We start from the raw sequence: 14,125 nt of genomic DNA, 5'->3' as shown, positions 1-14,125 counted from the left end.
ATACTGACTGTAAAGTGGGACTCGTGGTTTTGTCTATCCCGAAAAGGTCATCATAGTCCCGTCAAGAACTTTTTACCCGACAAACATTCACTCGGTAAAATGCCAAACTTGTGCTTAAAGGCAGCAGCAAAGTGTCCCAGGTGGACATAACCTACCAAATTAGCAACTTCGGCAACAGTTAGATGGCTGTCACGTAACATTTGTTCTGCTTGTTCCATGCGTTTATCAGTCAAATAACCAAATACCGTTGTATTAAACAATTCTCGAAATCCACGTTTGAGAGTGCGATGGCTCACACCTACCAGCTGCGCTAATATCCAGTATCGACGGCGGATTTTCTAGACGGGAGTGCAAAATATCCCTAGCGTGATAAATTCGGGTGATAGTTTCGGGCTTCAGTCGTGGCGACCTTTGTACTCCACCTCGATCTACTAGAATAGAAGTTAAATGCAAACCAATCAGTTCTGGCACTTTTGTCTGCAAAAAAACCCGCTTGGTGATTCCTTGATAGGGACAATTGATGATTTGTTGTGCCACAGAGTTGATAGCAGCTGTCTTTTTAGGCTGTAGCATTGTCTGCCAATCATCACCCTTTGCCAGAAGGCTGAACTGGGAAGGAATTTCTCCATTTGCTGTCGGGAAAAAGGTTGCCAATAGCTCAGGTGGCATATGAATATTAACAAACACACTCCGTTGAAATTTCGGATTCTCCTCAGTCCATGAGCGTTGAATGCCAGCACCAGAAATAAGTGTATTGTCTGCGTTAACTCCTAAAATATCGACACTAAATTGCAGAGGATGATTCGATTCAGGAAATTTCACCAATAAATCATCATGATATTCTAAGTCGTGAATTGTAAGCAGAAGATTAGGGTAGACTTCAATGTTTCGCTCATAGCCCTTGCCGAGAAGTCTTGGCATTTGACGAATAAATTCATCAGGTTGGGGATTTTGCAGGCTGTTCATTTCAGCTTCTGCCAAAAGTTCATCCCACTCTCTGTATGTCAAAGTGATGGTCATAGCTGGCGATTAACTATATGCTTAATCATATTTATTCTCAATAATTTTATAATGATTTCGAGAATTGAAATATTTATCAAAATTATTAGCAACTAAATTTACACGCAGACACCAACTATGGTAATCTGACACATAATTGTCGGTTCTGATGGGGAACAGCCATCAGGCGCAAGGGGGAAAGTTCGGTGCAAATCCGGCGCTGTCCCGCAGCTGTAAAGAGACAAAGATAACGTAGTCTCAAAGTCAGAATGCCCGCCGACTCACTCTAGATACAAAACATTTATCTGCGAGGTACAGATGATATATATGATTAATAAATTTCATGGGTACAGATATCGATTTAAGAAAGTACCTTCTGCAAGTGTTACTGTTACTACTTCGCTTCGCTGTTAATAACGACACTTAATTTTGGATTGTTCTATAGGAATTTGGGTATTCATCAGGAATACCACAGAGTCTTTTTTGCTATCCAAATAGTATCCACCATGTAAGTATGGCAATGCATTGTAGCAAGCTCGTTCAAGCCTAAATCTTAAAACTCAATAGCACAAATCAATATCTGCATTTATTAAAAACGAGGAATTTCATGTCTACTTCTCGTGTCGTTACTTATTGTGAATTTTTCTCAAACATCTTCATTTTTCTGACAATTTATGGGATCGTATGTGGGGGATATGTAGCGATGCCTAAGTTGGGTTACGCCTACGCTAATCAAGTTCCACAAATATCTGAGTTTCCTAAGTATGAAGGTATTGCAAGAGATTTAGAACCAGTTGCACAAGTAACACCTGAAAATACCCCAACATCCGTAGAAGAAAAAGAATCAGATATTGAACTAACAGTCATCGACAAACTACTTAATGAACCTGTTTATTCACCCTTTCGCCGGGAAGGGACAGTGAAAGATTCCACCCGTCCGGTTTACGTAATTACAGGTTCAGAAATAGAAGCGCAAGGTGCTAGAACAGTCAGAGAAGCACTAAAATTCCTACCTGGTATCTTACCTGATGGTACAGTTGGTACGGAAGTGAACGCTTTAAGCGGTCAATTTATCCGAGGTTCTAACTCTGCACAAGTCTTGATTTTGCTTGATGGTAGGCCAATTAACGAACTTGGTTCTGGTGGTTTTGACCTTTCAGAATTTACTACCAATATCGTTGAAAGAATCGAAGTCTTACCAGGTGGTGGTTCTACCCTTTATGGTTCCGATGCTATCGGTGGGGTGATTAATATTATCACTCGTCGTCCTACAGAAAAAGTAACAACGCAAGCAGGTATTAATTTTGGCGCGTATGGGTTAAATCAGCAGACTATCAATAGTAGCGGAAAAATAGGAGATATTGGTTGGGTTGTAGGTTATAAGCGTACCCAAGCTCAAAATAATTATCCTTTTTCGATTCCAGAAGCTAATTTCGAGGGAACTAGGGAAAATAATGATGTTCTCTACAACAACTTCAACGTGAAGTTAGAGGCGGATTTAAGTTCTCGTAATACCCTGACTCTCTCAACCTTATACTTAGGCAAAGACCAAGGAGTACCAGGAGGAGTTACCATTCCCGAACCATTGTACGGTCAAGGCTATTTTAACTCGTTGCCAGAAGCTAGGCAATTTTGGTTTGTTGCGCTTGACCTATTTCAACAACACAATATCAGATTTAATTGCCTATAACTTTGCTGTTCCGGTAGCTACTTACGAAAATATTGGTAAGGTTCGCACTACAGGAATTGAAGCAGTTTTGAATTTGCAGCTAGCGAAGAATGTCTACGCCTTTGTTGGTTATACAGCAAACGATCCGCAGATTTTAAAAAGTACAAACTCTACCGAAGTTGATAAAGAATTGCGATTTGCAGGTGCAGACAGTTTAAATGTAGGACTTTCTTATGAAACTTCTCAAGGTTTATATACTGGAATACTGATGCATTCTTTGGGTGCGTATCCAATAAACAACACCAATACAGAATTTTTGTCTGGTTACACTACTTTTGATTTCAAAATGCACTTACCTCTGAGTAATAACTTAATACTTACAGGTAGTGTAGATAATCTCTTTGACCAGCGTTATCAGTTATTTCCAGGTTATCCTGATGGGGGGAGGGTTTTTTAGGTTGGGTTGAGTTCTACATTTTGATAGAAGTAATTTTTTATCACGCATAGGATAGTTTTGAATGGCTGAATTTAATTGTTGGGCAACACCAGTAAATCAAATAGTCACTGAACCTTTATCTACAGGTGGGTCTATTGAATATGAATATTTTGATTCTAGTACCGATGTTTTATCGTCACTACTCTACACCTTATTTCAGCAGAATTGGCAGCAAGTAGGGGTAGGGCATATTGTTCAAGGTGGTGTATTAGAATTAGAATTTAATGCTCCACCTAAAATTTGTATTCTCTATGATGGATATCTTACAGTAGTCGCAGAAGGCTGGCATTTGCATTTATGTATAGAGGCTAATTTAGGTGGTCCTCATTGTAAGACTCCTTTGGAATTAAGACAACAACGTCAAGTAAGTCGCGCTGCATTTTATCAACGGTTTAATGCAGAAAGTGTCCCTAGAAGTTGGGGAATCGATTTTTGGAATGGTGCAGATGAAAACCTCATGACTATTTTCTTGCCAAATCCGTATGTAGAAGGTGAAAATTTATTACCAGAAGGCAAGCCTAATTTATCAAAGTTAGCTCTTTATGAGGAACTACGAGATATTTATGTATTGGGAAACAAACCTATACCGTTCACTAAAAATCCTCTTAAGCATTCTTATATTTCCGTTTGTACTTCTACTCGTTGTCTTCCGTCACGCAAATGGCAACCCACATTTGATGCTTTGAAATCAGCAGTTGAAAAAGCAGGTGTAGATGTGGAAGTGAGAACATCTGGTTGTTTAGAAGTATGTCAACTAGGGCCAGTTGTATTTTATTCAGATGATAAAACTTGGTACACTCGCGTTAATTCAAATATAGCTAAAACTATTGTCAATGAACATTTGATGAAAGGGAATAAAGTGTCTTAAAATATATATCCACCAGAGTCTGTTTAATTTATTCTTGGTAAAATCTATCGCCAAGATACAAACGGTTTTTTTTATTAACCTAGCTGTCTTAACGTTAATATTTTTATCTGGTTCGTCTCTATGTAAGATAAATTTTCTGTATTTAAAATCTATGAACTTAAGAAAATCATCTTATTCAAAACTTATTATTTTTTTCTGCCAATTCTTCTTAATAGCAACTTTAATCATTGCCTGCCATAGTACAAAAATTAACACATCCACTCAGACTACAAATAACGGCTGCGTTCAAAACTATGACCTCAATATTGATTACTTTCCCAAAAAAATTAAGATTACTCATGCAACAGGCTTGGTAGTAGAATATCACAAACACTATAAAGTTGTCACTATCAAAAATCCTTGGCAAAATGCAAAAACAATGTTTCAATATGTTTTAGTCCAATGTGGAACTCCTACGCCACAAGGATTTAATCAAACACAAGTAATTACAGTACCGATAAATTCCATAGTCTCTCTATCTACTACTCATTTACCGCACTTAGCCAAGTTAGGAGTAGTTGATAAAATAATTGGCATTAGTAATAGTAAGCAAGTAAATACTCCTGATGTAATAAAGAGAATCAAAGCCGGAAAGGTGGCAGAAATAGGTAATAATTCCAATGTAGATATAGAGAAGTTATTAGAATTAAATCCTGATCTAGTAACCACTTTTGGTACAGGCAATTCCCAAACTGATAGCTATGCCAAACTTACAGAGGCAGGTTTGAAAGTAGGGATAAATGCTGAATACATGGAAGACACACCCTTGGGACAAAGTGAATGGCTGAAATTTACTGCTTTATTTTTTAATAAAGAAGAACAAGCAGAAAAGATATTTCAAGAAATTACTTATAAATATGAACAAGTAGCTCAAAAAGCTAAATCTGTAAAAAACCGTCCTACAGTATTTTTTGGTTTCAACTTTAAAGGTACTTGGTATATGCCAGGTGGTAAAAGTTATGTATCTAAATATTTAGCTGATGCCGGAGCAAACTATCTCTGGAATGATGATAAATCTTCTGGTAGTTTACCTTTATCTTTTGAAGCCGTTTTGGAACGTGCAACCAATGCTGATTACTGGTTAAATTTTAGTCAATCTTGTCAGAATTTAAAAGATTTAGTTGCAGAAGATAATCGCTATGCTGATTTTAAAGCTGTGAAAACAGGTAATATTTATAATAACAATGCTCGTGTAAATGCAAATGGTGGTAATGATTACTGGGAAAGTGGTATTAGTAATCCAGATATAGTTCTATCTGACTTGATTAAAATACTGCATTCAGAGATATTACCTAATCATCAACTATTTTTTTACCGCAAACTTAGTTAATAATGTTAAGCGATCAAGATAAAAATAAAACTTTTTCTTTATACCCAAAGACTACAGTTAAAAAAACCTTAGTTTTTGTAATTTTAGTCATAAGTTTAATCTTTTCATTTTTATTAAACTTAGCTTTAGGTTCAGTTGATATCCCTATTAATGAAGTAATAAAAATTTTACTTGGACAAGAATCAGAAAAAGTGACATGGACTCATATTATTCTTAAATTTCGCCTACCTAAAGCTTTAACTGCAACTTTAGCGGGTGCAGCTTTAGGTGTGAGTGGCTTGCAAATGCAAACTTTATTTAAAAATCCCTTAGCGGGGCCTTTTGTATTAGGAATTAGTTCCGGTGCAAGTTTAGGTGTGGCGTTAGTTGTATTAACAACAAATGTGACAACACCAACGTTATTAGCAGATTTGGGAATCATTAGTGATTTTGGTTTAGTTATCGCTGCAAGCCTCGGCGCAGCATCGGTTTTAGGAATGATGTTAGTTGTTTCTCGCCGAGTGCAAGACACAATGACACTGCTAATTTTAGGTTTATTGTTTGGCTATGCTATTAGTGCAATTGTTAGTATTTTATTGCAGTTTAGCTCAAAGGAACGTATTCAAAGTTACATCATGTGGACTTTTGGTAGTTTTGCTGGCGTGACTTGGAGACAGTTAGTTGTCTTAATTCCAGTGATACTTTCAAGTTTATTGGGAGCATTATTGCAATCAAAATCTTTGAATGCACTTTTACTAGGTGAATCTTATGCTCGTAGTTTAGGTTTAACAGTGGAGAAAGCTAGATTTTCTATTATTACTATTGCGTCTATATTAGCAGGCGCAATTACCGCTTTTTGTGGACCTATAGCGTTTCTAGGTGTGGCTATTCCCCATTTGTGTCGCAATCTTTTTAATACTTCCGACCATCGGATATTAATTCCTAGTGTCACAATTATGGGTGCAATCTTAGCATTGTTTGCAGATTTTTTTTCTCAACTTTGGGTAAGTCAAATGGTTTTACCTTTGAATGCAATTACTGCTTTAATTGGAACTCCTGTTGTGACTTGGGTGATTCTGCGGCGTAATTCCCAAAAATCTTTTCCCTCATGAATGATACGATTTTAACAACTTATAGTTTGAGTATCGGCTATAAAACATCCCGAAAAAATGTTCGGTGTGTTGCATCGGATATTTCTGTATCTTTGCAAGCGGGGGAACTGGTTTGTTTACTTGGTCCCAATGGTGCGGGTAAATCTACATTACTGCGATCGCTCGCCGGAATGCAACCCCCAATCGCAGGTGAAGTGAGGCTTTTGGGAGATGATGTCTACAAGTTAGCACCACAAGAATTAGCCAAACGTCTGAGTTTGGTACTCACTGAGAAAGTTGATGTGGGAATGTTATCAGCCTATACTCTGGTAAGTTTGGGACGACATCCTTACACTGACTGGTGGGGAAATTTAACACCCCAAGATGAAGCAATAGTACATTGGGCGATAAAATCTGTAGGCGCAGTACACTTAGCACCACGCCAAGTTAGCGAATTAAGCGACGGTGAACGCCAAAAAATTATGATTGCGCGTGCTTTAGCTCAATTGCCTATTGTTATGTTACTTGATGAGCCAACAGCATTTCTCGATTTACCGCGACGGGTAGAAATTATGCAATTGTTACGTCAGTTAGCACGGGAAACCAATCAAGCAATTCTCCTTTCTACCCATGATTTAGATTTAGCTTTGCGCTTGGCTGATAAAGTTTGGCTATTAACAACTAATGGAATTTTACACGTTGGCGCACCAGAAGATTTAGTGTTGAGTGGTGCATTTGCTGATACTTTTAAGAGTGAAGGTGTAGAGTTTGATGCTACTTCTGGGGAATTTCATCTCCATACATCTCATAAAGGAGAAATTAATTTAATAGGTGGTGAAGGAATTGCAGTAATGTGGACTCTTCGCGCTTTACAAAGAGTTGGATTTAGGGTTAAACAAGGTGAAAATTCTTCTGTTATGGGCGACGTTACGCCAACACAAATCTCAATAGAGATTATATCAAATTCAGAACAAGTTTTATGGCGAATCACAAATAGCAAGACTGTATATACTCATCATTCATTGTATAAACTGATTAAATTTTTGAATTATTTATAGAAGCATTGCCCCTAATTTATTGATATTCTCTAACTGTAAAATTATGAAAAATTGCGAAATAACTCTAATACTGTACGTTCGCTCATTTTTGAAGTGTGACAGGACTTACGCAACTGGCACAGGGCAATCGCATTTTTATGGGTCTATAAGTTGGGAGTTTTAACTAGCTGGCTTTGTTGCTCATAACTTATGGCGATCGCACTCTCACACCAAGCCTATTGTGAATTGTTTGAAGAAGTGGATCAGACGCAGCAGTACTGCGACCCAATTGATGATTTGGATATTACCTGGAAGTGTCCAAAACAGTTGGGAGAGGGATGGGTACGGGAAATTCAGCTTCGAGAAGGGCTGTCTTTGTGGGTTGAAAACTCTCGACAGAATAACGATGTCATTGTGGAGTTTCCTGAAGACGAACGTCCTTTGCAATACCTTTTTCTACTTTCAGGCGTTGATTGCTAGCAAAATTTCTCATTTAGTGCTGGACAATATACTTTCTACGGGAGTGGCTTAGCTCCCAAAGACTCCTGTAAAGCCGTCGCTGTGCAGCTGTTTCTCTCAGTTGAAGTATTTATTCAGCCAGACATCCTGCGCTCATTTGTTGGGAAACCTACAGAGGAACTGCCCGCCGCACTGCAACACTTACTCCGACCTTGCGATCAACAATGTTATAGTCGCTCTGGCAATACAACCCCATTCATGCAAAGCGTGTTGCAGCAAATTTTACGCTGTCCCTACCAGGGTGTTACCAAGCGGGTGTATTTGGAAAGTAAAGCACTGGAACTGCTGGCGTTGTTGTTAGACCAGGAAGTGAAAGTTCAAACAAGTAATCGACCTGCCTCTGTCCTCAAGCCAGGAACATTAGAACGGATTCACTATGCCAGAGAAGTGCTGTTGCAGCGTTTGAACGATCCACCGTCGATCGCAGAACTTTCCAAACAAGTCAAACTGAATGAATACACACTGAAGCAAGGCTTCCGAAAGGTTTTTGGCACAACGATATTCAGCTATCTGCACGACTACCGACTGGAACAGGCACGTCTATTTTTTGATCTCGGAGAACAAAACGTCATAGAGATAGCATTCTTATTTGGTGTGTGGTGTGATGGTTAGATTATTGCAGCGTTTGGTTTTCTCTGCTCGTGGAGCTTGGGTATGGATGGCGATCGCTATTTGAGCAAGCGATTGCTAGTTTTCTAGTTGTGGGGTGCAATCAGCGCAGCTGCAACAAGCCGAAGAGAAGCCAGCAAGTGAAACTGCGGTAAGGATGAATAGTATCGTCAATTTTTCTCAATGACTTCCGGCGATCGCTCTAAATGTGAGCCAGCGATCGCTCAAACTTGCTACCTGCTAGAAGTTTTGTATTTTACTGAACCGCAATGTTTTTTGAACTTGGAAAAGCTTTTGATAAAGCAAAATTCAATCCTTGGGTGAGACTAGTTGCGGTAAAGATGAATAGCATCAATTATTGTCAATAACGACCGTAACTTTCTCACCAAGAAATCGGTGTCGAACAATATCGTTATTGCAAATATTTCTTGAAAAGTTTATGATTTGACTTAATTGATTTTCCTTTGCCCAGTAAAATTGGCACCATGTCATTAGACATAGCACGAACGATCGCTCAGACTGAATATGATGCACTCTGGGAAGAAGCCGATGAGTGCGGTGAGGTCTGTTGGCAGTTTCATCAACTGTTTGGCAAGCAAAAATTATCCTCTTCAAACCTGAGCTTTCGTCCAAGGGATGCTGAAAAACTGCATCTGGCAAAAGCGATTCTTGAGCGATCGCTTGAACATCCTCCCTCATTGCTTGAGTTGGCAAAACTTGTAGGGCTGAATGATTTCAAGCTCAAGCAAGGTTTTCGACACCTGTTTGGCACCACCGTGTTTGGCTATTTACGAACCTGTCGGATGCAGCAAGCCCAGCAATTGTTACGCGATCGCGTCTCATCTGGTCAACAACTGCTAATTCTGTGCAATCCACAGGAACAAACTAGCGTTGCTCAACAACAATTGTTGATTCGTCAACAAAAAATCACTCTCATACGTAATCGTCAGAAAGTTGACGAAGCAAAAGTAAAGCTTGCTATTGCTCAAAAGGAAGTTAAAGAGCTTGCCAAACTGCAACAATTAGAGATGCAAAAACAGCAACTGACTTTAGCACGTAACCGTCAGAAAAATGCTTACAAAGTCCTCTATCTGGGGTATGATGGCATTTTTATCTAAATGCAGATAGCAAAGAGTCCATGAAAGATTCCTGCAATCCCAAACGCATTGCGATTGAGAAAATGGAGAAATTCACCTTTTACAAAGATGCAGCCGGAAAAACATTTTTTAAACGCACAGTTACACGCACTAAGCACATACAAAAGTATGAGTGGCAGCTTTTGCCTATTATAACTTCGGTGGTAACTTAGAGTATTTCTAAGGTTAATCCGCTATGAATTGATGAAGTGTATTATTCCGGTAGTGAGTAACTCAATTCTGACAACTCGCAATTTGACTATTGGTTATAAAACATCTCGGAAAACTGTTCGGTGTGTTGCATCGGATATTTCTGTATCTCTCTTAGCGGGGGAACTGGTTTGTTTACTTGGCCCCAATGGTGCGGGTAAATCTACATTACTGCGATCGCTCGCCGGAATGCAACCCCCAATCGCGGGTGAAGTCCGACTCGTAGGAAAAATATTTATAAGTTAGCACTGCAAGAATTAGCCAAACGTCTGAGTTTAGTACTTACCGAGAATAAACATTTTTGAAGGGAAAATAAGCCTCAAACCCATGCAGGGTAAGGGAAATACACCAAATGCTCAAAAATAGCCCAAACCCAGATATATCAAGAAACTAAGCAAAACGATGTTAAAGTCTTTCTGTATATAGATTTGATGCTCTTTTTTCGGTATTTTTGTCTAAGTCCCACTAAAACCCTGCTTTTGCCTACTGTCCAAGTTCTTTGATGTTATCCATTACTTGTTGGTATAAGTTGTTGTTACCCTGACTTTGAAAAATGCTTGCTGCTTGTTGTAAGTCCTTAAGTGCCCCCTGTTTGTCTCCATTGGTGGCGCGGGCATTTCCCCGATTATTGTAGGCAGGGCCAAAGTTAGGATTGAGGCGAATGGCTTGATTGTAATCTGCGATCGCACCTTGGGGATCTCCATTGGCAGCACGGGCATTGCCTCGGTTATTATAAGCGATCACATATTTGGGGTTGAGGAGAATCGCTTGGTCAAAATCGTCTATTGCCCCTTTTTTGTCTCCATTGGTGGCGCGGGCATTCCCTCGGTTATTGTAGGCTTCGGCATAATTGGGATTCAAGCGAATCGCTTCACTGTAATCTTTCACTGCTTCTCTATTGTTTCCTAATGAGGCGCGGGTATTCCCCAGGTTATTGTAAGCTTCGGCGTCGTTGGGATTGATGCGGAGGGCTTGATTGTAATCTGCGATCGCTTTTTCCTTGTCTCCCAAATCAAAGTAGGCTAATCCCCGCGCGTTGTAGGCAGCGCCATACTGAGAATTTTGACTAATTGCCTTACTATAAGAAGCGATCGCAGCTTGCAAATCGCCGTTTAAATGCTGATTTTTTCCCTGAAGATAAAATTCCCCACCAATGGAAGTTGTAGCTGAACGACGGCTAGGTTGACTAACTCCTATTTCTGTTACTAATACATTGTCATTCTTACTACAAGAAACACTGCTAATTGCAGTCAATGTAGTAAAAATAGCTATGGTAAATAAAGTATTTACCCTTGTTCGTTTTTGTCCAAATAAACGCCGTCTCATAAGTTAATATAAACTGCCATAACACCGAACGTAACTAGTACTAAAATCTAGATTTTAATTCTTTAACTCAATAAATATTCTAACTTTTGATATACATTTAAAGTTAATTGACAAATTTCACTAATATTTTATAGATTTACAGCAGTTTGCAACTAAGTGAGGTACAAAACCGAGGACTCAAAAATTAAATTATTCTTCTGCCTCCTGCCTCCTGCCTCAAAACCAGTGACTATGTACTTCATTCAAACGAAAACTGCTGTATAAGATGAGGTAGGAGTCAGCACTTCTCTACGAAACGCTGCACGTAGCTTGCTTCTACGAAGTGGTACGACTGACTCAGTGACTGGGCAAAAAATAAGAGGAGAGAATCATTAAATTTCAATATTTATTCTTTACAATAACTCTATAAATTCTGACATTTGTAGCATCATGAACAATTTAATCAATCCTCAGCTTCACTTTCTTGAGTTTTAGAAATTAGCCGCCAAGAGGTAGTTTTGTCAATATCTACAGATAGTTGTTCTAGATTTTCTCCTAAATCTTTTTGGAGTTTCTGAGTTATTGCGATTGGGAAATCTAAATTAATATCTTGAGTTTGTACTAGCTTTGCCAATTCTGTAAACGCAGCTTTGATTGTAGTCCGTTCATAGCTAGTTAGCTTATAATTAGAAGTTTCAGATATATTCTGAGCTTGCATGGCTTTTTTTATACGTTCTTGCAAATGCTCAAATTCTGAATTCAACAACTTCCATTCCTGCTCAACTTGCGAGTATTTAGTACTTAGTGATATTAAGTCTTCCGTTGCAGGTTCGGGGTTGGCTTGGGCTTGTAAGTCTAACAAGTTTAGGTGAATTTGAGCAAGATAAATACAGTCTAGGTAAGCATACTCTATCTGTTCTTCAGTTAAAGGGCGTTTTCCCCAGTCACTTTTTTGTTCTTGTTTATCGATATTGTTAAAGCTACAAAGTGCTGTAGCTATTGTCTTGAGTTGGTAGTTGGGTAATGGCAAAAGATAGTAGGGAATTTTTTTGGCCATTTCCAAAGTGCAAGTAATATTTTTGGCTTTCTTGCTACCGAGAAATTTTAGATCGTAACTCGCGTTGTGAAAAACTTTTTCAATCGCAGAATTTATCATAATTTTATCAATAAACTCAGCTATAATAGTAGGTTGTTCTAATACATCTAAAAGATAGACGCGATCGCCACTCATATCTTGAGGATTATCTAATACCTGAATCACCGATAACCGGGAATTACGACTTTTATAGTCAGCGACTTCTGTATCTATCCACAGTGTTTTAGCGTTTGTATATTCAGCGACAATAGCACGAATTTCGCTAGCCGAAGTAAGGTAGGGCATTAGGTAATATTTCCTGATATTTAAGGTATTGTAAGTAAGCCATAGTTTTATAAAGTAACATTTTGTTGGTAAGTTTGCTGGCACAGGATTGCAAAAAGGCTGAAGTTTGGAATTCGTCATAGACATCGCCAAATTGACTCAAATCTGATAACATCGAGTCACTACTGTGGAGTGGCATAGTCTACCATCGAAAGAGCTACTCAGCATCTACATTAAATTCATAGAGAGCCACAGACTATGTGTAAAGCCATCCTGGTTAGCAGCAGTCAGAAAAATTGAATTGGAATTTCTCAAAACCGAGCGCAAAATCTTAGCTTCAAGAAACCGTCCAAATTTCAATTTTCAGTAACCTGAGCTATTGCTTAAGCACTTTTGCTACTTCACTTTTAATTGTTTTTTTTTATTTGCTCCTCACCATGACACATACTTTAATTAACCGCTTCAAGTACTCAATTCGGAGATAAATAATGAAAAAACTAATTCTATTAGTAGTTAGTAGTATTTTGGTAGTTGGTACTTTTGGCTGCCAAGAAGCTCCTAAAACTGGTTCGGAAACTCCTAGCACAACTAATGAAGCTGCTCAAGCACCAGCAAAACCAGCTTCGCAGACAAATCAAACTGCCAAAGTTCCAGAAACACAAACGACTCCTTTAGCAGCTAGTACAGGTACTAAAGTTAAAACCGATGCTGAAAAAACAGCAGCAACAAAAGCTAAGAGCGACTTAAAAACTGAAGTTAGCGTAAAGTTGAATAAAGGTCTACCAGGCAACAAGTTACAAGTTGAAAACAAACAGGGTGAAATTATCCTTAAAGGTACAGCCGCTTCTGTTGAAGAACTTAAGAAAGCTGAAACCTTGACTAAAGAAGTTCAAGGTGTAAAAACGGTGAAGGTCGAAGCAAAAGTTGATGCTGTGAAAAAGCCATAAAAGAATAACTAAAGCTTTCAGTTAACATCGGCATGAAAGCCAAATAGAGACTTACATCTGTATAAGTCTCTATTTTTGACTTACTTAAATAAAGAGCATAGCGATAGTAATCTTCATTCCCCATGCCTCTATCCAGAAAGGTAGTTCTCAGATATTGTTTGATGGTATCGGTTAACGATTGGTTCTATTTGTTGGGGCTCGCCAGCCACTACTGCCCTTTGCGAACGCACTAGTAAGGGAAATAATTGATGTACCGAGGACTGCGTTAACCAGGATGAGTGACGCCGGACACATTCAGGAGATATCGGCGCATCGGACTTCGACAGCTTTGCAGCGCTATCTGAGCGTAACCGAAAAGCAGAAGCAGAACGCTATATCTGCTTTGGATTTTTGAATATTTCTATACGACAGCAATCAGCACGGAATTAGTGATAACCAGGACTTACGCAACTGGCACAGGGTGATCGCAATATTATAGTACCTAAGTACTATATAAAAGTTGTATACTTAGAGAGCATAGCTGAAATTAGT

The 14,125-nt window shown here is 38.8% G+C and carries 13 protein-coding genes, 2 pseudogenes and 1 riboswitch; of the genes and pseudogenes, 11 read left to right on the top strand and 4 right to left on the bottom strand.

Annotation, left to right across the window (positions count from 1 at the left end):
• Positions 1 to 50 precede the first annotated feature (50 nt).
• Positions 51 to 296, bottom strand: coding sequence for a helix-turn-helix transcriptional regulator (locus tag V7K56_RS14100; RefSeq protein WP_334911414.1), 246 nt, complete (start codon positions 294 to 296; stop codon positions 51 to 53).
• Positions 253 to 1,020, bottom strand: coding sequence for an AraC family transcriptional regulator (locus tag V7K56_RS14095; RefSeq protein ID WP_334911412.1), 768 nt, complete (start codon positions 1,018 to 1,020; stop codon positions 253 to 255). The genes V7K56_RS14100 and V7K56_RS14095 overlap by 44 nt, the downstream gene beginning before the upstream one ends.
• A 123-nt stretch (positions 1,021 to 1,143) precedes the next feature.
• Positions 1,144 to 1,295: riboswitch (cobalamin riboswitch) on the top strand.
• Between the two features lie 407 nt (positions 1,296 to 1,702).
• Between V7K56_RS14095 and V7K56_RS14090 the strand changes: the two are divergent.
• From V7K56_RS14090 to V7K56_RS14045, 10 genes and pseudogenes are all read left to right on the top strand, one after another.
• A pseudogene (locus V7K56_RS14090) lies at positions 1,703 to 3,125 on the top strand (TonB-dependent receptor domain-containing protein).
• Between the two features lie 61 nt (positions 3,126 to 3,186).
• On the top strand, positions 3,187 to 4,032 hold the full coding sequence (locus V7K56_RS14085) for a (2Fe-2S) ferredoxin domain-containing protein (RefSeq protein WP_334911410.1): 846 nt from the start codon (positions 3,187 to 3,189) through the stop codon (positions 4,030 to 4,032).
• A gap of 151 nt (positions 4,033 to 4,183) precedes the next feature.
• Positions 4,184 to 5,401, top strand: a complete 1,218-nt coding sequence (locus V7K56_RS14080) for an ABC transporter substrate-binding protein (RefSeq protein WP_334911408.1) — start codon at positions 4,184 to 4,186, stop codon at positions 5,399 to 5,401.
• A gap of 2 nt (positions 5,402 to 5,403) precedes the next feature.
• A complete protein-coding gene (locus V7K56_RS14075; RefSeq protein WP_334911406.1) occupies positions 5,404 to 6,492 on the top strand; it encodes an iron ABC transporter permease in 1,089 nt (362 codons plus the stop codon).
• Positions 6,489 to 7,529: an ABC transporter ATP-binding protein gene (locus V7K56_RS14070; RefSeq protein WP_334911404.1), complete on the top strand. Its 1,041-nt coding sequence runs from the start codon at positions 6,489 to 6,491 to the stop codon at positions 7,527 to 7,529. The genes V7K56_RS14075 and V7K56_RS14070 overlap by 4 nt, the downstream gene beginning before the upstream one ends.
• A 189-nt stretch (positions 7,530 to 7,718) precedes the next feature.
• The gene (locus V7K56_RS14065) at positions 7,719 to 7,988 is read left to right on the top strand and encodes a hypothetical protein (protein WP_334911402.1); all 270 of its coding nucleotides are present in this window, start codon (positions 7,719 to 7,721) and stop codon (positions 7,986 to 7,988) included.
• Positions 7,989 to 8,069: 81 nt separating this feature from the next.
• Positions 8,070 to 8,639 (top strand): AraC family transcriptional regulator, encoded by a 570-nt coding sequence (locus tag V7K56_RS14060; protein WP_334911400.1) that lies wholly within the window; start codon positions 8,070 to 8,072, stop codon positions 8,637 to 8,639.
• Positions 8,640 to 9,121: 482 nt separating this feature from the next.
• Complete coding sequence (locus V7K56_RS14055) at positions 9,122 to 9,754, top strand: AraC family transcriptional regulator (RefSeq protein WP_334911398.1); 633 nt, start codon at positions 9,122 to 9,124, stop codon at positions 9,752 to 9,754.
• A 20-nt stretch (positions 9,755 to 9,774) separates the two neighbouring features.
• On the top strand, positions 9,775 to 9,945 hold the full coding sequence (locus V7K56_RS14050) for a hypothetical protein (protein ID WP_334911396.1): 171 nt from the start codon (positions 9,775 to 9,777) through the stop codon (positions 9,943 to 9,945).
• 52 nt (positions 9,946 to 9,997) lie between these two features.
• Positions 9,998 to 10,272: pseudogene (locus tag V7K56_RS14045) on the top strand (ATP-binding cassette domain-containing protein); the annotation flags it as partial.
• A 193-nt stretch (positions 10,273 to 10,465) separates the two neighbouring features.
• Here the strand turns inward: V7K56_RS14045 and V7K56_RS14040 are convergent.
• Together V7K56_RS14040 and V7K56_RS14035 are read right to left on the bottom strand one after the other, a co-directional pair.
• Entirely contained in the window at positions 10,466 to 11,308 is an 843-nt protein-coding gene (locus tag V7K56_RS14040; RefSeq protein WP_334911394.1) for a tetratricopeptide repeat protein, read from the bottom strand.
• Positions 11,309 to 11,750: 442 nt separating this feature from the next.
• A complete protein-coding gene (locus V7K56_RS14035; protein ID WP_334911392.1) occupies positions 11,751 to 12,668 on the bottom strand; it encodes a ribonuclease D in 918 nt (305 codons plus the stop codon).
• Positions 12,669 to 13,135: 467 nt separating this feature from the next.
• Between V7K56_RS14035 and V7K56_RS14030 the strand changes: the two genes are divergently transcribed.
• Positions 13,136 to 13,594, top strand: a complete 459-nt coding sequence (locus V7K56_RS14030) for a BON domain-containing protein (protein ID WP_334911390.1) — start codon at positions 13,136 to 13,138, stop codon at positions 13,592 to 13,594.
• The last annotated feature ends 531 nt before the right edge of the window (positions 13,595 to 14,125 follow it).

Source organism: Nostoc sp. (assembly GCF_036917535.1).
Lineage (GTDB): Bacteria > Cyanobacteriota > Cyanobacteriia > Cyanobacteriales > Nostocaceae > Nostoc.
Note: the sequence above shows the minus strand (reverse complement) of the source record. Positions and strands in the feature narration are given on the sequence as shown.

Coding starts and splice junctions, on each gene's coding strand:
- V7K56_RS14095 (WP_334911412.1), bottom strand. CDS start 1,020: ATGACCATCACTTTGACATACAGAGAGTGGGATGAACTTTTGGCAGAA.
- V7K56_RS14085 (WP_334911410.1), top strand. CDS start 3,187: ATGGCTGAATTTAATTGTTGGGCAACACCAGTAAATCAAATAGTCACT.
- V7K56_RS14080 (WP_334911408.1), top strand. CDS start 4,184: ATGAACTTAAGAAAATCATCTTATTCAAAACTTATTATTTTTTTCTGC.
- V7K56_RS14075 (WP_334911406.1), top strand. CDS start 5,404: ATGTTAAGCGATCAAGATAAAAATAAAACTTTTTCTTTATACCCAAAG.
- V7K56_RS14070 (WP_334911404.1), top strand. CDS start 6,489: ATGAATGATACGATTTTAACAACTTATAGTTTGAGTATCGGCTATAAA.
- V7K56_RS14065 (WP_334911402.1), top strand. CDS start 7,719: ATGGCGATCGCACTCTCACACCAAGCCTATTGTGAATTGTTTGAAGAA.
- V7K56_RS14055 (WP_334911398.1), top strand. CDS start 9,122: ATGTCATTAGACATAGCACGAACGATCGCTCAGACTGAATATGATGCA.
- V7K56_RS14050 (WP_334911396.1), top strand. CDS start 9,775: ATGAAAGATTCCTGCAATCCCAAACGCATTGCGATTGAGAAAATGGAG.
- V7K56_RS14040 (WP_334911394.1), bottom strand. CDS start 11,308: ATGAGACGGCGTTTATTTGGACAAAAACGAACAAGGGTAAATACTTTA.
- V7K56_RS14035 (WP_334911392.1), bottom strand. CDS start 12,668: ATGCCCTACCTTACTTCGGCTAGCGAAATTCGTGCTATTGTCGCTGAA.
- V7K56_RS14030 (WP_334911390.1), top strand. CDS start 13,136: ATGAAAAAACTAATTCTATTAGTAGTTAGTAGTATTTTGGTAGTTGGT.